Annotated in this window: 21 protein-coding genes; 12 read left to right on the forward strand and 9 right to left on the reverse strand. The window is 64.1% G+C overall.

What is annotated here, in order from left to right:
* Positions 1-213 precede the first annotated feature (213 nt).
* Together AB1462_RS31005 and AB1462_RS31010 are read right to left on the reverse strand one after the other, a co-directional pair.
* Positions 214-1,212 (reverse strand): NAD(P)H-quinone oxidoreductase, encoded by a 999-nt coding sequence (locus AB1462_RS31005; protein ID WP_315338091.1) that lies wholly within the window; start codon positions 1,210-1,212, stop codon positions 214-216.
* On the reverse strand, positions 1,209-2,441 hold the full coding sequence (locus AB1462_RS31010; RefSeq protein WP_315338092.1) for a YbfB/YjiJ family MFS transporter: 1,233 nt from the start codon (positions 2,439-2,441) through the stop codon (positions 1,209-1,211). The genes AB1462_RS31005 and AB1462_RS31010 overlap by 4 nt, the downstream gene beginning before the upstream one ends.
* 112 nt (positions 2,442-2,553) lie before the next feature.
* Here AB1462_RS31010 and AB1462_RS31015 point away from each other — a divergent pair, with 112 nt between their 5' ends.
* Together AB1462_RS31015 and AB1462_RS31020 are read left to right on the forward strand one after the other, a co-directional pair.
* On the forward strand, positions 2,554-3,429 hold the full coding sequence (locus tag AB1462_RS31015; RefSeq protein ID WP_367248904.1) for a LysR family transcriptional regulator: 876 nt from the start codon (positions 2,554-2,556) through the stop codon (positions 3,427-3,429).
* Between the two features lie 81 nt (positions 3,430-3,510).
* Entirely contained in the window at positions 3,511-3,897 is a 387-nt protein-coding gene (locus tag AB1462_RS31020) for a DoxX family protein (protein ID WP_090405791.1), read from the forward strand.
* Positions 3,898-3,952: 55 nt separating this feature from the next.
* Here the strand turns inward: AB1462_RS31020 and AB1462_RS31025 are convergent, their stop codons facing one another.
* From AB1462_RS31025 to AB1462_RS31035, 3 genes are all read right to left on the reverse strand, one after another.
* Entirely contained in the window at positions 3,953-4,771 is an 819-nt protein-coding gene (locus AB1462_RS31025) for an alpha/beta hydrolase (protein ID WP_090405786.1), read from the reverse strand.
* An 89-nt stretch (positions 4,772-4,860) separates the two neighbouring features.
* Entirely contained in the window at positions 4,861-6,252 is a 1,392-nt protein-coding gene (locus AB1462_RS31030; protein WP_367248906.1) for an alginate export family protein, read from the reverse strand.
* Positions 6,249-7,145, reverse strand: a complete 897-nt coding sequence (locus tag AB1462_RS31035) for a glyoxalase (RefSeq protein WP_315338096.1) — start codon at positions 7,143-7,145, stop codon at positions 6,249-6,251. Before AB1462_RS31035 ends, AB1462_RS31030 begins: the two co-directional genes overlap by 4 nt.
* Positions 7,146-7,291: 146 nt before the next feature.
* On the opposite strand from AB1462_RS31035, the gene AB1462_RS31040 reads away from it, so the two are divergent.
* Complete coding sequence (locus tag AB1462_RS31040; protein WP_367248908.1) at positions 7,292-8,359, forward strand: NAD(P)-dependent alcohol dehydrogenase; 1,068 nt, start codon at positions 7,292-7,294, stop codon at positions 8,357-8,359.
* Between the two features lie 139 nt (positions 8,360-8,498).
* Here AB1462_RS31040 and AB1462_RS31045 read toward each other — a convergent pair whose 3' ends face one another.
* Entirely contained in the window at positions 8,499-8,798 is a 300-nt protein-coding gene (locus AB1462_RS31045; RefSeq protein ID WP_367248910.1) for a hypothetical protein, read from the reverse strand.
* Between the two features lie 216 nt (positions 8,799-9,014).
* Between AB1462_RS31045 and AB1462_RS31050 the strand changes: the two genes are divergently transcribed.
* Genes AB1462_RS31050 through AB1462_RS31060 form a run of 3 tightly spaced genes read left to right on the forward strand, consistent with a single transcriptional unit; the run spans position 9,015 to position 11,165 of the window.
* Positions 9,015-9,659, forward strand: a complete 645-nt coding sequence (locus tag AB1462_RS31050; RefSeq protein ID WP_090405772.1) for a secretin and TonB N-terminal domain-containing protein — start codon at positions 9,015-9,017, stop codon at positions 9,657-9,659.
* On the forward strand, positions 9,656-10,201 hold the full coding sequence (locus AB1462_RS31055) for an RNA polymerase sigma factor (RefSeq protein ID WP_090405769.1): 546 nt from the start codon (positions 9,656-9,658) through the stop codon (positions 10,199-10,201). The genes AB1462_RS31050 and AB1462_RS31055 overlap by 4 nt, the downstream gene beginning before the upstream one ends.
* Before the next feature lie 37 nt (positions 10,202-10,238).
* Positions 10,239-11,165, forward strand: a complete 927-nt coding sequence (locus AB1462_RS31060) for a DUF4880 domain-containing protein (protein WP_090405766.1) — start codon at positions 10,239-10,241, stop codon at positions 11,163-11,165.
* A 133-nt stretch (positions 11,166-11,298) separates the two neighbouring features.
* On the opposite strand, the gene AB1462_RS31065 is transcribed toward AB1462_RS31060, so the two are convergent.
* Entirely contained in the window at positions 11,299-11,910 is a 612-nt protein-coding gene (locus AB1462_RS31065; RefSeq protein WP_090405762.1) for a type II secretion system protein GspJ, read from the reverse strand.
* Positions 11,907-12,359 (reverse strand): type II secretion system minor pseudopilin GspH, encoded by a 453-nt coding sequence (gspH, locus tag AB1462_RS31070; protein ID WP_259195053.1) that lies wholly within the window; start codon positions 12,357-12,359, stop codon positions 11,907-11,909. The genes AB1462_RS31065 and gspH overlap by 4 nt, the downstream gene beginning before the upstream one ends.
* A 93-nt stretch (positions 12,360-12,452) precedes the next feature.
* On the opposite strand from gspH, the gene AB1462_RS31075 reads away from it, so the two are divergent.
* Positions 12,453-12,884 carry a type II secretion system protein N gene (locus tag AB1462_RS31075; RefSeq protein ID WP_090405756.1) on the forward strand — a complete coding sequence of 144 codons (432 nt, stop codon included), beginning with the start codon at positions 12,453-12,455 and terminating at the stop codon, positions 12,882-12,884.
* Here the strand turns inward: AB1462_RS31075 and gspI are convergent.
* Positions 12,871-13,236: a type II secretion system minor pseudopilin GspI gene (gene gspI, locus AB1462_RS31080; protein WP_184745968.1), complete on the reverse strand. Its 366-nt coding sequence runs from the start codon at positions 13,234-13,236 to the stop codon at positions 12,871-12,873. The two genes, AB1462_RS31075 and gspI, sit on opposite strands and share 14 nt — an antisense overlap.
* Before the next feature lie 148 nt (positions 13,237-13,384).
* Here gspI and gspG point away from each other — a divergent pair, with 148 nt between their 5' ends.
* From gspG to gspD, 5 genes are read left to right on the forward strand one after another with little or no spacing between them, the layout of a single operon-like run.
* Positions 13,385-13,834 carry a type II secretion system major pseudopilin GspG gene (gspG, locus tag AB1462_RS31085; protein WP_053140795.1) on the forward strand — a complete coding sequence of 150 codons (450 nt, stop codon included), beginning with the start codon at positions 13,385-13,387 and terminating at the stop codon, positions 13,832-13,834.
* Positions 13,835-13,842: 8 nt separating this feature from the next.
* Positions 13,843-14,721 (forward strand): type II secretion system minor pseudopilin GspK, encoded by an 879-nt coding sequence (gene gspK / locus AB1462_RS31090; RefSeq protein ID WP_159440130.1) that lies wholly within the window; start codon positions 13,843-13,845, stop codon positions 14,719-14,721.
* Positions 14,718-15,788 (forward strand): type II secretion system protein GspL, encoded by a 1,071-nt coding sequence (gene gspL, locus AB1462_RS31095; RefSeq protein ID WP_090405750.1) that lies wholly within the window; start codon positions 14,718-14,720, stop codon positions 15,786-15,788. Before gspK ends, gspL begins: the two co-directional genes overlap by 4 nt.
* Positions 15,781-16,293 (forward strand): type II secretion system protein GspM, encoded by a 513-nt coding sequence (gspM, locus tag AB1462_RS31100; RefSeq protein ID WP_315338103.1) that lies wholly within the window; start codon positions 15,781-15,783, stop codon positions 16,291-16,293. Before gspL ends, gspM begins: the two co-directional genes overlap by 8 nt.
* Entirely contained in the window at positions 16,290-18,614 is a 2,325-nt protein-coding gene (gene gspD, locus AB1462_RS31105) for a type II secretion system secretin GspD (protein ID WP_367248913.1), read from the forward strand. The genes gspM and gspD overlap by 4 nt, the downstream gene beginning before the upstream one ends.
* The last annotated feature ends 43 nt before the right edge of the window (positions 18,615-18,657 follow it).

Below are 18,657 nucleotides of genomic sequence, written 5' to 3' on the forward strand. Positions count from 1 at the left end.
TGTTTGACGGGGCGATTTGAGATCAAAAGCCAAAGCGCGGCGGCCTTAGAGCCGACCGGAGTTGGGTCTGGTGTACTGGGTTAAAAATGTGGGAGGGGGCTTGCCCCCGATTGCAGTGGGTCAGTACTAAATCCATCAACTGACACTCCCTCATCGGGGGCAAGTCGAATCGTCGCGCCGCCCCTCCCACATTTGATTTGTAGTGCCTGCTGATTACTCCACCCGCAACACAATCTTGCCGATATGATCCCCACCTTCCATCCGTGCATGGGCCTGGGCGGCGTCGGTGTATTCGTACACCTTGTCGATGATCGGCAGGCAACGCCCGGCCTCCAATACCGGCCAAATGTATTCACGCAACTGGTCGGCAATCGCGGCCTTTTCGTCCCTGCTGCGCGCACGCAACAGCGAGCCGGTGATCACCGCGCGTTTGCCGAGGATGGTCAGCAGGTCGACGTCGTTGGCCTTGGCGCCGCCGAGGAAACCCAGCATCACCAGGTGGCCGTCCATGGCCAGGGCCTTGAGGTTGTTGTTGAGGTACGAGCCGCCCATGATGTCGAGGATCACATCCACGCCCTGGCCATCGGTCTGTTGCGCGATGACCTCGGCAAAGTCCTGCTCGCGATAATTGATCGGCTCGCCGCCCAGCTGGGCAATGGCCGCGCATTTGTCGGCGCTGCCGGCGGTGGCGAAGGCCTGGATGCCGAATTCGCGGCACAGCATCAGCGCGGTCGTACCGATGCCGCTGGTGCCGCCGTGGATCAGCACGCGCTGGCCGGTGTGCGCATCGCCGAGGCCGAACAGGTTGGCCCAGACGGTGAAGAAGGTTTCCGGTACGGCAGCGGCTTGAATCCAGTCCATGCCTTCGGGGATCGGCAGCGCCTGGCTGGCGGGCACCGTGCAGAACTGCGCATAGCCGCCGCCATTGGTCAGGGCGCAGACCTTATCGCCCACGGCGTATTCGGTCACGCCGTCGCCCAGGGCGGCGACTTCGCCTGCCACTTCCAGGCCAGGCAGCGGGTTCATGCCGGGTTTCATCGGGTACTTGCCGGCGCGTTGCAGGGCGTCGGGGCGATTGACCCCGGCCGCGTGCACGCGAATCAGGATCTCGCCGGGGCCCGCCACCGGTACCTCCGCGCGACGCGGCTGCAACACCTCGGGGCCACCGGGGGTGGTGATTTCGATCAGGGTCATTTCTTTAGGAAGCGTCATTTCAGATTACCTGCAGCGATGAGCGTATGGGTTGGGACCGCGTCGGACGGTCGGCGGTTCAGCAGGCGCATGCCCGGTTCCAGTGCCAGGGCGACCACTATCGCCCCGGCGGCGATCATGAACAACAGCGCATGCTGGCCGCCGCTGATGTTGAACAGGGCGGAATAGGCAAACCCCGAGAGCGCCTGGAAAGTAGCAAAGGAGACCGTGGCACGGCTCCACGCGACCTGCTGCTGATGATGGTTGGGGAGCAGTTCATGCACCCGCGCCAGTGCCAACGGCACGATGCCCGGCGGGAAAGAACCGAGGATCACCGCGAGGACCGCCAGGCCAGTCAACGAACCGGCAAACGGCAACGCACCGACGGCAATTGCCTGCACCACCAGCACCACGCGGATGCTCAAGCGCGCCCCCAGTTTGTCTGCCAGGAACCCGTAGGTGACCGGCCCGACAATCGACCCCAGGCCGTACATCACCCAGATCATCGCGCCGATATGCGCCCCGGCCCCCAGGCCACGGGCTACGTAGTCCACCAGGAACACCATCGCCGGTACCAGCCCCGCGGCCATAAAGGCGTATTGGGCGAACAGCAGGTACACGCCGGAAGGCGTCGCTACGGCCGCGCCGGATGGCGGCGCCTCTTCATGCAGCGTGCCCGAAGGCCAGGCGAACCAGCTGGCGGCGGTCAACACCACGGCCAGCAGGCCCAGGCCGAACCAGGTCTGCTGCAAGCCCAGGCTCAGCAGCGGCGGCACCAGCGTGCCGGAGCCGGCGATGCCCAGGCCGATGCCGAGGAAGATCGCCCCGCTGGCCAGGCCCCGGCGTGCGGCCGGTACATGGGGCAACACGGTCGCCGCCACCAGCACCATGATTGCACCACCGGCAATCCCCGACAGCAGGCGCCAAGCGAAGAACCACACCACCGACAGCGGGAAGCCACAGGCGAAGAACGCCAGGGTCACCGCGACCATCATGATGCGCAGCGCGGTCTTGTTTGAGGTGCGCTGGGCGATGGGTCGCCCGATCAGCGCGCCGATCAGGTAACCCACCAGGTTGGCGGCGCCGAGGTACACCACGTCATTGGCGCTGAACCAGTGGGCCTGGATCAGCGACGGAATCAACGGCGTGTAGGCAAAGCGCGCGAGGCCGATGCTGACCAGGCTGGCGCACAGGCCGGCGAAGATCGGCAGCCACACGGAGTGGCGGGGTGGGGCGTGAGTGTCGAGCATGATGGCGGTCCTGGGTATTTTTCTCTGGTGCCCAGCATATCCAGGTTTATCGATGCAATAATGCAGCGATTAAACGGCATACTGATGCATATATGCAGCGCAAGGAGTCAGCATGAATTGGGATGATGCACGGGTGTTCCTGGCGGTCTGCCGCGAGTCGACGCTGCGCGGTGCCGCACGGGTATTGGGCGTCGACCAGGCCACCGTAGGGCGACGGGTCAATGCGCTGGAAAAGTCCCTGAGCGCAACGCTGTTCCTGCGCACCTCCGAAGGCTACGCACTGACCGCTGTCGGCGAGGCCGCGTTGCTTTCGGTGGAAAAAATGGAACGCTCGGCGCTCGACCTGGAGCGCCAGATCCAGGGCCTGGATGACCGCCTGACCGGCACCGTACGGGTCAGCACCACCGACTCGCTGGCCATCGACTTCCTGATTCCCGCGATTGCGCGCCTGCACGCCCAGCACCCGGATGTGCGCGTGCAACTGGACGCGTCGACCCAGTTCCTGAGCCTGGTCAAACGCGAAACCGACATCGCCGTGCGCAACACGCGCCCGGACAGCCCCGACCTGATCGCCCGGCGTCTCGCGCGCTGGCCGGTGGGGTTGTTTGCGTCCCAGGCGTATATCGATCGCCAGGGCACGCCGGAGCCCGGCGGCCTGTTTGAAGGGCATGACCTTGTGGTCTATCAACCGTACCTGCAAACCCAGAAGGACATGACCCTGGTCTCGGAACCCCTGGGCCATGGGCGCATTGTCGCCACCCTGAGTTCCAGCCTGCTGGTGCGCCGCGCCATCGCCGCCGGGATCGGCATCGGTGAAATCCCGATCCTCACCGGCGAGCGCGACGGGCTGGTGCGCCTGTGGCCCGCACGCACGCGACCGTTGCCCTACGATGTCTGGCTGGTGACCCACGCCGACCTGCGCCACACCGCGCGGGTACGGGCGGTGATCGATGAAATCGTCGCGGGGTTTGCCGGCACCGGGGAGTGAGGTCAGCACACGGTTGCAAGCGTGCGTACCGCTCTGTGGACACAATCGACGTCGATAACGTGTCAACCAACCGGAGCGTATATGAACGAATCAAGACACCAGGACTTGGGGCTGCTGTTTCTGCGGGTCAGCGGGGCGCTGTTTTTGCTCTGGGTGCATGGCTTGCCCAAGTTGCTCAACTACAGCGAGCAACTGAAACTCATCGAAGACCCGTTTCACCTCGGTGCCCATGTCACCTTGCTGCTGGCGATCTTCGCCGAAGTGCTGTGCCCGCTGCTGATCATTGCCGGGGTGTTGGTGCGCCTGGCGTGCCTGCCGATTCTGGCGGTGCTGTTGATTGCCATGGTGGTAGTGCATCCGGAGTGGACGTTGTTGGAAGGGCAATTCGGTTGGCTGCTGTTGATCATTTTTACCAGTGTGCTGATCGCGGGGCCCGGGCGCCTGGTGCTGAGCCAGCGTTTCTCCTGAGCAAAAAAAGGCCGGGCGAGCCCGGCCAAAGTAAGGAGAGGGTGATTCAGGTGTTTCAGCGCTGCAGGAACGCCAGCAGGTCTTCATTCAACTGCTGGGTGTGGGTGGCCGCAAAGCCGTGCGGCGCATCCTTGTACACCTTCAGCTCGGCGCCCTTGATCATCTCGGCGGCCACCTTGCCGGTGGTTTCGAACGGCACGATCTGGTCGCCGTCACCGTGGATCACCAGGGTCGGCACGTCGATTTTGGCCATGTCCGGGCGGAAGTCGGTCTCGGAGAAGGCGGTGACGCAATCCACCGTCGCTTTGAGGGACGCCTGCAGGGCGATTTGCAAGGTCTGGGTCTGCACGCCGGCGGAGACCTTCTGGCCTTTGTTGAGGCCATAGAACGGTGTGTTGAAATCGCTGATGAATTGCGCGCGATCCTTCAGCAACTCGGCCTTGAAACCGGCGAACACATCGAGCGGCACGCCCTGCGGGTAATCCGCCTGCTGGCCGAAGATCGGCGTCACTGCGCCCAACAGCACCAGGCCGGCTACGCGTGCACTGCCGTGGCGTGCGATGTAGCGGGCCACGTCGCCGCCGCCCATGGAGAAGCCCACCAGGGTCACGTCCTTGAGGTCCAGGTGTTCGATCAACTGCGCGATGTCGTCGGCGAAGGTGTTGTAGTCGTTGCCGGTCCACGGCTGGTCCGAGCGACCAAAGCCACGACGGTCGAACGCGATGGTGCGAAAGCCCCGGCTGCTGAGGTATTCCATCTGGTATTCCCACATGTCGGCATCCAGCGGCCAGCCGTGGCTGAACAGCACGGGCTTACCGCTGCCCCAGTCCTTGAAGTAGATCTGGGTACCGTCTTTGGCAACGAATGTGCTCATGGAAAACTCCTTGATTGAGGGACTGGAAAATCAGCCTCACTATTGCCCTAAACCGGGCCAGGGGCTTGTACGGGTGTGCTTGCATAGGGTCACCAACTGAACTTGAGCTCGACCCCCAGGTAATTGCTGTCATCGCCGCCGGCATCGCGAAGGGTGCGGCCGACCGCGTAGTGCACCGCTTCAACCGCGCCGGTGAGGTTCGGCGTAAACACGTAGTCGGTGCGCAATTGACCGTAGGCACCGGTCCAGCGTTCACCCTGGCCTGCGGTGCCGGCGACCGGCAGGTTCGGTTGCGTGTAGACCGCATCGCTGGTGGTCTGGCGCCACAGCAGGCCGACGGCGGTCTGCACGCTGAGCTTGTCGATGGGCTTGACGGTAATCGACGGCTTGACGTGAATCAGGTTGCTGTAGCCCGTATAGCCGGCCAGGGAAAAATAGTAGCCGTTGGGGAACAGCGGGTTGAACGTGCCGACGGTGCCGTCACCGGTCTTGCGGTCGCCCGAGGCGATGTCCAGTTGCAGGCCGATGCGCGGTTTCCACGCCAGGCTGTCAAAGGTGTAGCCGGTGCGGCTGCCACCGGCCCAGGCGCGAATGTCCTTGTTGCCCACCGAGCCGCTTTGCAGCATGGCTTCAATGTCCCAGTCGAACCCCTGGGCCGCACCGCCCAGGCGTGCGTCGAGCTGGTGGCGGGTTTCATCGCCGTCCGCATCCAGATAGTGCGCGGCGCTGCGCTCGTACACGCCGTAGTAGGCCGACAGCTCATTCTTGCCGCCCACCAGCCGCTCGACCCGCAGCATGTGGAAGCGCGCGTCACTGTTGGATTTATCGTCGAAATGCCGCCCGTCCTGATACTGCACCGGCTGGCTGGCAATCCCGATAAAGCGCCAGTTGGACGTTTCCCAATCGGCCCACAACGCATCGAAGGATTGCCGCACATTCGGGCCGTCCCGCGATGAGATGAAACGCTGCAAGTCGAAGGCGAAGTCCTGGCGCCCGACACGCGCCTTGAGCGTGCCGCTGCTGAAGGCTTTGACGTATTCGGCAAAGGCCAGGCGCAAATCGACGCGGTTCTGATCGGCGCCGCCGACCGTGGTCTTGTCGTAGGCGCGTACATCTTCCAGTTGGGTGAAGAGCCGCCAGTTTTCGTTCAAGTGCAGGTCGGCATGCACCTGGAAGCGCTGGATCAGGTAGCGATCACGCTTCACGTCCTTCACCCCAAAACCACTGGCATCGTTCATCTCGAAGCGCTCGCGCAACGTCGCCCCCAATGACAAATAGGTGAACGGGTTGGCGCTGGACAGCGGGATGTACTTCAAGCTGTCCAGCGGTTGCGTGCGCAGCGCCGGGTCACGCAGCACCGACCAGTCCTCCTGCCAGCGGTTGGTCTTGATGGCCGGTCGTGTCGGTTGATCGTCGGCGTGGGCACTGCCGACCAGCAGCGGCCACAGCACGGCCAGGCCCCAGCCTGTGCGGCGAATCATTTTGCGGCGTGGAGCTGGTGAATTTCCGCGACGTAGCCGCCGGGGAATTCAACCACTGCACTGCGACGGCCCTTGCTGTCAAAGGCCGGTACCAAGACCTTGGCGCCGGAGCCGGTGGCCTTGCCCAGCGTGGCCGTCAGGTCAGGCACTTGATAACCGGTGGTCTCGTGGCCAAAGGGGTAGGGCAGTTGGCCGTTGGTGACCAGCACCGCCATGCGTCCGAACGGTGACTCGATGTCGACGCGGCGGTACGTGCCAGAGGCCTGGCCCACATCGACGCCGGGCGCGTGCTTGTCATCAGCCAGCACCTTGCCGTGGGAGAAGCCCAGGAACGCTTTGATAAAGGCGTCAGCGCGCTCGGTGGACAGGTACACGCGGTTTTCCGGCACGGTCTGGAATGCTGCGTAGTCCGGGGTCTTGGTGTGCCAGTAGAGCTGCATGTTCACGCCACCCGGCCATTGCACCACGGCGTCACGCCCGATCGGGTCCGGGAAGTCGCTGACGATAACGGCCGCGCCGTTTTCTCGCGCGGCTTTGAGCGCTGCGTCCATGTCCTTGACCAGGTAGCCGTTGCGTTCCTGCCCGAACGGGTGCGGGATCGGCGTGGTGAAACCGAACAGCGACACCGTGCCCGCCGGCGTCTGCAGCAGTTGCGAGGTGGTACTGCTCGGCACCGGCAGCACGTTCACCACCACCTGGGGCGTGCTTTTGCCGCCAAAGGTGGCGAGGAAACTTTGGGCGAAACGGTCCACATCCGCCGGGGCCACATAGACGTGGCTGGTGTCGTATTGCGGCGCTACGGCCACGCTCGGGGTAGCTGCGAAGGCATTGCCCATCATTGCGCTTGCCAGCAGCGTCAACGTCACGGATATCTTGATTGCTTTACTACGCATGCCCACTCTCCAGCACTTCTACGCGATTGAAGCCGTGAGGTTAGGGGCAGGGAGGCGATGGAAATTGTACAGACGTGCTCGGTTGAACGGTTCAGCGTCTATGCTGGTCCACTGACCTCTACCGTCAGATCACACAGGTGAACGAAATGGCCAAGACCTACAGCTACGCCGCCCAGAACCCCAAGGATGCCCTCAAGCCCTTTACCTTCGAGCGCCGCGCACCGGGGGCTGACGACGTACAGATCGACATTCTCTATTGCGGCGTGTGCCACTCCGACCTGCACACCGCGCGCAACGAGTGGAACAACACCCTTTATCCTTCGGTACCCGGCCACGAAATCGTCGGCCGCGTGACGGCGGTGGGTGGCAATGTGAGCAAATTCAAGGTTGGTGACCTCGCCGGTGTCGGCTGCATGGTCGACAGCTGCCAGCACTGCGCGTCCTGCGCCGAGGGCGAGGAGCAATACTGCGAGAACGGCTTTACCGGCACCTACAACGGTCCGGTGTTCGGCGGTGAAAATACCTTTGGCGGCTATTCGGACAGCATCGTGGTCAAGGAGAAGTTCGTGCTGCGCATCTCCCACGACGATTCCAACCTGGCCGCCGTGGCGCCGCTGTTGTGTGCGGGCATCACCACCTATTCGCCGCTGCATCACTGGAAGGTCGGGCCCGGCAAGAAGGTCGGTGTGGTGGGCCTGGGAGGCCTGGGGCACATGGCGGTGAAGATCGCCCACGCCATGGGCGCCCATGTCACGTTGTTCACCACCTCACCCAACAAGCGCGAAGACGGCCTGCGCCTGGGCGCCGATCAAGTGGTGGTGTCGAAGAACCCGGACGAAATGGCCAAGGTCGCCAACAGCCTGGACTTCATCCTCAACACCGTCGCCGCGCCGCATAACCTCGATGCGTTCCTCAACCTGCTCAAACGCGACGGCACCATGACCCTGGTCGGCGCCCCCGACAGCCCGCACCCGTCGCCGACGGTATTCAACCTGATCTTCAAGCGCCGCAGCCTGGCCGGTTCGCTGATCGGCGGGATCCAGGAGACCCAGGACATGCTGGACTTCTGCGCCAAGCACGGGATTGTCTCGGACGTGGAGATGATCGACATCCAGGGCATCAACGAGGCGTATGAACGCATGCTCAAGGGCGATGTGAAGTATCGGTTCGTGATCGATATGGACAGCTTGAAAAAGGCAAGCCACGCGGCTTGAAAACCCGATCTCCACATCACTGTAGAACCCCTGTGGGAGGGGGCTTTCCCTAATGCCAGTCAGTTAAGGAGGAACACTGTAACTGTGGCAAGCCACCTCCCACATTTGTTCTGTGTTGCCCAAACAGTTGTCGAACAGCTCAAGGCCGCTGCGGCTTCACCGAGGTGCCAAAGGTGTTGCCCATGCGCACGCTGGTCGCCGCCGGGGTGGCCAGGCCGATCTTGTTCGGCTGGCGCTTGTCCACGGCAATGCCTTGCGCCTCGCGGTTTTTCTTCGCGGCTTTGGCCGCATTCGTGTCGTTGCCCATCTGCTGGCTCAGGCAGCCATAGTCGGGCGCCTTGTAGCCATCCACCGAGACTTCGGCACAGTTATCTGCGTGGGCGTGCAAGGGCAGGGCCGCGCACAGCAACAGGCTGGCGAGGATCGGTAAGCGTTTCATCAAGGCCTCCTGGCAGGCCCGAAGGAGTGGGCCGGCAGGTGTGCAAGTCTAGTGCAGCGGGCCTCTCGTCACCGTGATGTTTTTTTTGCTATCACCGTAACATCAGGTTCATAAACTGGCCTCAGGATGACGGTTTTCTAGGGCGCGTCGGCCGTGCAGCGAGGCAGAGCAGCGGGTGAACAGGGGGCCTGGAGGCGCGCCGTATGCGCCCTGGTCTTGCTGTTGCTGCTGGGCGGTGGTCGCGTCGCGCAGGCAGAGTCACCGCTGCTGCTGTTGAACCTGCCGGCGCAAGACCTGGAACATGCACTGCAAGCGTACAGCCGCGCCACCGGAATGGCGGTGCTGGTCGACCGCGAACTGACGCGGGGCCGGCGTTCCATCAGTGTGCGCGGGCGTTTTACGCCGCAGGAGGCTCTGGCGATGTTGCTGACGGGGAGTGGCCTGATGGCGCGTTATGCACGCAGTGATGCGTTCACCTTGCAGTTGCCCGAGGTCAGCCAGCCGCCTGCAACCCGTGGTGCGGCGGCACGCAACGCCGCGCGGATCAACAACAGCTACGCCACGGCCTTGCAGCAGGCCATCGAGACCAGCCTGTGCCGCTCGCCGCTGACCCGGCCCGGCAGTTTCCGCGCGCTGGTGCAGGTATGGGTCAACCCCCAAGGGCTGATCGAACACAGTCGGTTGGTCAGTTCCACCGGCGATGAACAACGCGATGAAGCACTGGTACGCAGCCTGGGAACCGCGCGGGTCGAACGCCCGGCACCGAGTTCCCTGCGCCAACCGGTGACTTTACTTTTGATGCCTGACACAACAGGAACGCGCATGGAATGCACAGCAGCAAACGGAGCCTGGGGCGGATGAAAAATACCGGGCAAAGCACGATGGTCAGCTTGTTCCTGGCGTCCTACGAGGACTTCAAGGTGCGTTTGCGCAAGCGCCTGGGTTCAGAGGACCTGGCCAACGATGTCCTGCACGAAACTTACCTGCGGGTCGATCGCATGGAAGTGCCGCCCAACCTGGCGCAACCCAATGCCTACCTGTACCGCATGGCCTTGAACATCGCCGCCGACCGCCGTCAGGCCGACGCGCGCCTGCTCACCGGCAGCGAGGTCGAAGAACTGCTGCAAAGCGCCGACGAAGCCCAGGACCCGTCACGGGTGGTGGGCGGCCAGAAAGAAATCCAGTCCCTGGTCAAGGCCCTCTACGAACTACCGGCACGTCGCCGCAAGATCCTCATCGCCGCACGTCTGGAAGAGGCGCCACACCTGGAAATCTCCCAGCGTTTCGGCATTTCCACGCGCATGGTCGAGAAGGAAATCAAGGCCGCCCTGGGCCACTGTGCCAAGCGCCTGGAAAGAAAAGTGATTCAGCGGTTCGGTCCCGGGGCCGGAAAACCGTCTTAGAGTTGAGTCCCTGATAAATCCGTGAGTATTTGCGCGCTTGAACATTTTTAGCCTCTGTGCCCCCCGGCACTCCGCCGCCAGCCCCCTGCACGATGAAGCCCGCGACTGGCTGGTCCTGCTGACCTCGGGCCGCGCCACCGTGGCCGATGCCAAGGCGCTCAAAGCGTGGTGCGCCCAAAGCCCTGAGCACGCCCAGGCGTTCGAGCAGGCCAAGGTGCTGTGGCAGCAACTGGCCCCGGCCCTCGATTCAGTCTCGCAACCGCGCAGTTTTGGACGCCGTGCATTCCTGGGCGGTGCAATTGCCGCGTCGGCAGCCGTGGTCATGGTGCACGTTGGCTCCCCTGGCGGTTTTGCCGGCCTGACGGCGGACTATCGCACCGAAGTCGGCGAACAGCGCCAGGTGCTGTTAAGCGGCGGGGTAAGCCTGGAGCTCAATACCCAGACGCGCGTGAGCCGAGTGGGGCAGGGGCTTGAATTGCTCGAAGGCGAAGTCGAAGTGATCGCCCATTCCGCACAGCCACTCAAGATGCTGGCGGGCGAGGGCTCGGTGAGCGCGGCGCAGGCACGTTTCAATCTGCGCAACACCGACCGCACGGTGTGCGTGACCTGTATCGAGGGGTGGCTGTCGGTGGACGTTGCCGGGCGCAGCGTGCGGCTGGAGAGCGGCCGGCAACTGACCTACGGCGTGGCCGGCATGGGTGAGCCGGTGGTGGTGGATACCCAGGCGGTCATGGCCTGGCGCGAACAGGTCCTGGTTTTCAACAACGCTACCCTGGCCACGGTGGTGGACGAGATCAACCGCTATCGGCCGGGAATGCTGGTGCTGCTCAACAAGGAACTCGGCCAACGGCGCGTACAGGCACGGTTCAGCCTGCAGCAGTTGGCGGGGGTGGCGTTGTTGATTCGGGATGCGTATGGCGCCAAATGTACGCAACTGCCGGGTGGGGTGGTGTTGTTGAGTTAGAGATACCTGCCGACATTTCAATGTGATAACGGATAGATAACACCGCGCAAATCCGTAGCAGCTGCCTCGCTTGCGCTCGACAGCTGCTACGGGGGCAGACGGTATCTACGTGATAGGCGCGTGTTGGGGACGGCTATCTCAGTGGCCCCACCACCTGCCGATACTTCTCCACTCCCTGCGGCGTCTCCCGCACCAAACTGATCTCCAACCCCAACGGATCCTCACGCCGATTCCCGCTCAATTGCCGCCAGCCCTTATCCGCCTCCCACACGCGCACCTGCAGGTCACTGACCCCGCTCAACACCACCACCCCGTCCTTCGCCGCCGGCAGCGGATAGCGATCGCGCGCGGGTGCGGCAGCGCGATACAAACTGTCGCCCTTGAGCCACCAGCGCACCCGTTGCAGGCCATCGCCGGCGACGGGTGCGCTGCGAATGATGTCCAGCCGAAATCCCTTGCTGTCGGAACTGCGCACCGTCACCGCCGCCAGCCCATCGACTTTTTCCGCACTGTTCTTTGCGGGATCCGGGGCGTTCAGTTCGACGCTGGCGCGCAGGCTGATGTCACGTTGCATCTGGTTCAGCGCGCGCAGCAGCACTTCGGTCTGTTCGCTGCTTGCCTGCAGGTGCTGGTCGGCGCGGGTGACGCTGTCCAGCCCGCGCCAGGCGATCACGCTGACCACGGCCATGAGCATGATTGCCACCATCACTTCGATCAGGGTGAAACCTTGCTCGGATCGGTTCATGGCTGGCTCACCACGCGCATCAAGCCGGCGGCGTCGCGTTGCAGGCTGAGGCTGTGTTGGCCGTCGGACAGCACGATCCGCACCGGCGGGGTGATCCATTCGGCGTCGAGCACCAGGGTTTGCCGGGGGTCGATGTTGATCTGCATCGGCGTGCTTTCCCATAGACGTGGGCGCAGTTGGGTATCGTCCTGGAACGCTTCCACGCCGTTGCCTGCGTCGTTGCGGCGGTTGAAGCGAAAGCCCTTGGCGTCGGCGCGCCAGGTGATCGGGCGGCCGTCCGCACGGGCTTCGGCCTGGGCCACTTGCAGCAGTTGGCTCAGGCGCTCGGCGTCCTTGCGCAACAGCTGCAGCGGGTCGGGCTTGATGGTCAGGCTGATGGCGGCGCTGGCGATGCCGATGATCACCAGCACCACCATCAACTCGATCAGGGTGAAGCCTTGCTGTTTCATCGGTAGGCGCCTCAAAAGCTGGTGAGCTTGTGAAATAAAAACGTGCGAATTGGCCTGTAGGCTGGTGCCATGGACAAACAGGAGGTCCTTACCATGGCATTTATCCCGCGTTTCTCACCGGCCCACGCCGTGCAGATCGTGGCGTTGCTGGCGGCGTTGGCCGGTGTGGTGATCTGGACGCCGCTGCTGCTGACACCCGCTGAGTCCCATACGCCCCAGGCCGCGCCCCAGGTGCTGGCCGCCCGCAGCGATAACCCGGCGCTGCAATGGTTTTCCAATGCGCCGACGGCGTTGCAGGTCAAGGTCTCTGGCGTGCTGGCCGGGGCGCGCGGTGCGGTGGCGATCCTCAGTCTCAACGACGGCCCGCCACGCAGTTTCCTGTTGGGCGAGCGCCTCAGCCCAGGTGTGCGGCTCACGGCCATCGAAGGCGATGGGGTCGAGATAGAGCGCGGCGGCGAGAAGCTGCGCGTCAACCTCGACAAGTTGCCGGATGGGCCCGCCTTGCCAAGGCTCACTCGGCCCTGACCTGTGTCTCCACGCGGGCCAGCGGCGGCGCCTCGCGGCTGGCGTCGAGCACCTGCACGTTGACTTGAAACAGGCGGCCATCGCGACTGATGGTCTGCTCACATCGCAGTTTCAAGCGCCCCTGGTCACAGCTGAAGGTCTTTGTGCCGTCGCGCAAATGCCCCTCCAGGCGTAACTCCGCCAAGCGACTCTGCGCCGCCAGCAATGCCATGGATTTGTCCCGCAGCAAGCCGTTGCTCTGGGTCATCAACCCGGCCACGCGGATGGCGGCGGCCATTGCCACGGCGATGATCGCCAGCGCTACGAGCACCTCGATCAGGGTAAAACCTTGCTCCTTGCGACGGCCGTACATGGCGTTCTCAAAGCCGGGAAACAGGCCCGCAGACTAGCGCCGGCAGTTGACCGATTGGCGACCGAAACTCCCGAGGATTTTCAATACGACTGACATGTGTTCTTGCAACACTGCGCCACGAAATGTACCCAAGCCAAGGAATGTCGAGATGGATATCGCGCGCCTAACATCCCCATTGCCAGGCCCTCGCGGCCAGCGTGGCTTCACCTTGATCGAGATCATGGTGGTGGTGGTCATCCTCGGGATCCTCGCCGCGATGGTGGTCCCCAAGGTCCTCGATCGCCCGGACCAGGCGCGGGCCACCGCCGCGAAACAGGACATCGGCGGGTTGATGCAGGCGTTGAAGCTGTATCGCCTCGACCACGGCACTTACCCGAGCATGAACCAAGGCCTGAAAGTGCTGGTGGAGCGCCCGGCGGATGCCAAGAACAGCAACTGGCGCGCCTACCTCGAGCGCTTGCCCAACGACCCCTGGGGCCACCCTTATCACTACCTCAATCCGGGCGCCAACGGTGAGGTCGATGTGTTCTCCCTGGGCGCCGATGGCCAACCGGATGGCGATGGCGTCAATGCCGATATCGGCTCCTGGCAGTTGTAAGGCGCGCCATGAAACGGTATTCGCCCCCAGCGGCGAAGCAGCGCGGCATGGCGATTATCAGCGCCTTGCTGATCGCGGCGGTGGTGGCGGTGATCGCCGGCGGCATGCTCACGCGCCAGACCGTATTCACCCGCAGCCTGGAAGCCGAACAGTTGCGCGTGCAGGGCCAATGGCTGTTGCAGGCTGGTCTTGAACGCAGCCGGCAGATGCTCTGGGAGGCGCGCCAGAAGGACGTGCTGACGCGCCTTGACCAGCCCTGGGCACGGGCCCAGGCCGGCGTGTTCGAGGGGCGGATTGACGATGAGCAGGGCAAGTTCAACCTTCGCAACCTGGTCAACCGCCAACAGCCCGATGCTGAGCAATTGCAGAGCTTCGAGCGCCTGTGCCGCACCCTGGGCGTGGCCCCGGCCGTGAGCCGGCGCATCAGCCAGCGGGTGATTGCTTCCTACGAACAGAACGGGTTGCCCGCCAAATACCCGATGCTGCGCAGCCTCGACGACCTCAGTGGCCTCGAAGGCCTGACCCCGGAGGTGTTGCAGCACCTGCAGGCGTACGTCAGCGTGCTGCCCGGCAATACCTGGGTCAACGGCAACACCGCGAGTGCCGAAGTACTCAGCGCGGTGGTGCCGCAGCTCAGCCTGTCCCAGGCCCATGGGCTGGTGGCCGAGCGCGACAATGGGCATTGGTTTATCAACCGTGGGGATTTCGTCAACCGCCTGCACTTGCCCCAGGTCGAGTTGGAGTCGGTGCAGGTGGGCATTACCAGCGAGTGGTTTCGCCTGCAGGGTCAGGCGCGGCGCGAGCGCCGTAGGGTGACAATCGACGCATTGTTGCATCGCCCCGAAGACCGTGAACCCAAGGTGATCTGGTCGCGGGTGGGCGTATGAAACGCTTGCGTATTGCCTTGCCGCCGCTGGATCAGCTCAGCGCGCAAAGCCAGGTGAAATTTGCCTGGATCGAGCGTGGCGTGGTGGTGTCCGAAGGGCAGGAAAGCCTGGCGCAATTGGGTAAGCGCCGGCAGGCGGTGGAGTGTTTTCTGCATCCGCGTGACAGCCTGCTCACCAGCCTGGAGCTGCCGCCATTGCCCGCGGCAAAAAACCAGGCGGCGGTGGCCTGTGCGGCCCAAGCGCTGATCCTCGGGCCGGTGGAACAGATGCAGGTGGCCCACGGCCCGCGCGAAAGCGATGGGCGTGTGCAGGTGGGCTGGGTGCCCAAGGCCGGGCTGGAGCAGCTGGGCCAGGTATTGGCGCAGGTGCAGCTCAAGCTGCGCGGCCTGTACCCGGCGCCCTATGCCTTGCCGGTGGGGGCTGCGGCGCTGGACGACGGCTATCTGTTGACGCGTGACAGCCTGCAACAAGGCGCTGTGCACCCGCTGGGGTTGCAGGCGCTCGATGTGCCGCTGGTGGCGGCGGCGCAGCGTTGGAGCGGTGCGGTGCCGGCCTGGGGCTTGCACGCGCGCGTCAGCCAAGCGTCTGGCGTTGGATGGGGCAGGGCGCTGGCCTGTATCGCGCTGGCCACCGCCATCTGGACTGTCGGCCTCAACCTCTACGCCGCCCGCCAGGTGGACGAAGGCCAACGGCTCAAGGCGTTGATGAGCCAACAGGTGCGCCAGGCGTTTCCTGAACTGCCGGTGGTGCTCAACCCCTTGCAGCAGGCCCGTCAACAATTGGCCGCGCGCCAGAGCGGCGCGGCCGCCGATTCGGGTCAACGCTTCAGCAGCCTGCTGCAACTGGCGGGCAGCAACCTGCCCTTTATGGTGGGCAGTGTCGACAACCTGAACTTTGAGCAGGGCATCTTGCACCTGGGATTACTCGCCGACAGCCGTAACCCGGCGGCCGAGGGCGAGTGGCAGGCGGCGTTGGCCCAGGCCGGTTTTGCCGCCACGCGCGATGAGCATGGCTGGAGCATCGGCCCGGCGCAGGCCACGGAAAAACCGGAGGCCGGCGATGAATAGGTGGCTGCGCCTGCGCACCCAGGCGCAGGTGTTCTGGGGGGGCCTGGCCCTGCGCGAGAAACGCCTGCTGATCGGCGCCGGACTGGTGTTGGCAAGCCTGCTGACCTGGCTGGTGCTGGTGCAGCCGGCGTTGAAAAAGATCGCTTACTGGCAGGCCGAAACCCCCAAGCTGCGCGCCCAGGCTGAAGCCTTGCAGGTGCTGTTGCAGGATGTCGCCGCGCCTCGCCAGGCTGACGAAGCCGTTTTGCGCCAGGCCCTGGAGGGGGCCGGCCTGCAAGGGCATTACCAGTTGCAGGCGCTGGACGCCGGCGGTTGGCGCCTGACCTTCGACAACGCCCCGGCCGACGCCGTGGTGGGCTGGCTGCTGGGCAATCCCCGTTCATTTTCCCTGGAGGTGTCCGAGGCGCGTTTGCAACGTGCTGCGGATGCCGTCGATAACTCGGCCGGCACTGTGTCCGGGACCGTTCGCATGGATCAGGCGCTTGGCGCTAAGGAAGCTTCATGAAGTGGTCAGTCCTCCCTTTTCGCAAGGCCGCGCCGTTGCTGTTGCTGGCCCTGAGTGCGTGCAGCAGCCCGTCCACCACGCCGTTACTGGTGGACAGCGAACTCGGTCAGCCTCTGGCCGACACCCGTCGCAGTGGCGAAACCCTGTTGGATCGCCAACGCGACGAGGCACCGAAACCGCGCGTACAACACCCCGTGACCAACAGCGCCCGTGGCCAGGCCCCGGCGCCCGTCAAGGCGCGCAACCCGTTGGGTGACCAGCCGGTGCAACTCAACTTTGTCGATGCCGATATTCAGGCGGTAGTGCGCGCGCTGTCGCGTGCCACCGGCCAGCAATTCCTGGTGGACCCGCGTGTAAAAGGCAAACTCACCCTGGTCAGCGAAGGCCAGGTGCCGGCGCATCAGGCCTACGACATGCTGCTGGCGGCGCTGCGCATGCAGGGGTTCAGCGTGGTGGATGTGGGCGGCGTGGCCCAGGTGGTGCCGGAGGCCGATGCCAAGTTGCTCGGCGGGCCGATCTACAGCGCGGGCAGCAGTGGCATGCAGACGCGCACCTTCCGCCTGCAATACGAAAACGCGGTGAACCTGATCCCGGTGCTGCGTCCCATCGTGTCGCCGAACAACCCGATCAACGCCTACCCCGGCAATAACAGCATCGTGATCACCGACTACGCGGAAAACCTCGCGCGGGTCGCGCAGATCATCAGTGGTATCGACACCCCCAGCGCGATCGACACCGACGTGGTGCAGATTCAAAACGGCATCGCCGTGGACATAGCGGCCATGGTCGCAGAACTGCTGGAAACCCAGGGCGCCGACCAGACCCAGAAGATCAATGTGGTCGGCGACCCGCGCTCCAACTCGATCATCATCCGTTCCGGCAGCCCCGAACGCACCGAGCTGGCGCGCAACCTCATCTACAAACTCGACAATGCCCAGAGCAACCCCAGCAATATGCACGTGGTGTACCTGCGCAACGCCCAGGCGGCCAAGCTGGCCCAGTCGTTGCGCGGGCTGCTCACCGGCGAGAGCGATTCCGGCGTGAGCGACGATGCGCGTGGCAAGCTCAGTGCCATGGGCGGCAATAGCAAGAACAGCCAGGGTACGAGCAATGCCCAAAACAGCAGCGGCACGCCCACCGGCAGTGGCGTGCAGTCGGGCTACGGGCAAACTACCGGCTCCAGCACTGGCACCAGTACTGGCAGCGGCAACACCGCCAACGCGCAGGACACCGCGTTCAGCGCCGGCGGCGTGACCATCCAGGCCGACGCCACCACTAACACCTTGCTGATCTCCGCGCCGGACCCGCTGTACCGCAACCTGCGGGAAGTGATCGACATGCTCGACCAACGCCGCGCCCAGGTGGTGATCGAAAGCCTGATCGTGGAAGTGGGCGAGGACGATGCCACCGAGTTCGGTGTGCAATGGCAGGCCGGCAACCTGGCGGGCAGAGGCGGCTTCGGCGGGGTGAACCTGGGGGGCAGCGGTGTCGTGGGCACACCCACCAGCCCTACCAGCATCGACGTACTGCCCAAGGGCCTGAATATCGGCGTGGTCAATGGCACCGTGGATATTCCGGGGATCGGCAAGGTGCTCGACCTCAAGGTCCTGGCCCGTGCATTGAAGAGCAAGGGCGGTACCAACGTGCTGTCCACGCCGAACCTGCTGACCCTGGACAACGAAGCGGCGAGCATTTTCGTGGGGCAGACCATTCCATTCGTTACCGGTAGTTATGTGACCGGTGGCGGTGGCACCAGCAATAACCCGTTCCAGACCGTGCAGCGCGAAGAGGTGGGGCTCAAGCTGAATGTGCGCCCGCAGATCTCCGAAGGTGGCACGGTGAAGCTGGATATCTACCAAGAGGTCAGCACCGTGGACGCTCGGGCGTCGGTGTCGGCGGGCACGGTGACCAACAAGCGCGCGATCGATACCAGCATCCTGCTGGACGACGGGCAGATCATGGTGCTGGGCGGGCTGTTGCAGGACGGCTACAGCCAGAGCAATGACGCGGTGCCGTGGCTGTCGGATATTCCAGGGTTGGGGGCGTTGTTTCGCAATGAGAAGCGCAGTGTGAACAAGACCAACCTGATGGTGTTCCTACGCCCATATATCATCCGCGACAGTGGGGCGGGGCGTAGCATCACCTTGAACCGCTATGAGTTTATGCGTCGGGCGCAGAGCGGCTTGCAGCCGGATCACAGTTGGGCGATGCCGGATGTGCAGGCGCCGCAATTGCCATCGGTGGAGAAGGCGATTCCGGGCGGGCAGCAGCAGGGGCCGAGGGCGGTCATCCGCGCCGTACCGGTAGGCGCACGGCCATGAGCCTGCTGTTCGCTGGGCCAAATGTGGGAGGGGGCTTGCCCCC

The organism is Pseudomonas sp. SB113 (assembly GCF_040754745.1).
GTDB lineage: Bacteria > Pseudomonadota > Gammaproteobacteria > Pseudomonadales > Pseudomonadaceae > Aquipseudomonas > Aquipseudomonas grimontii.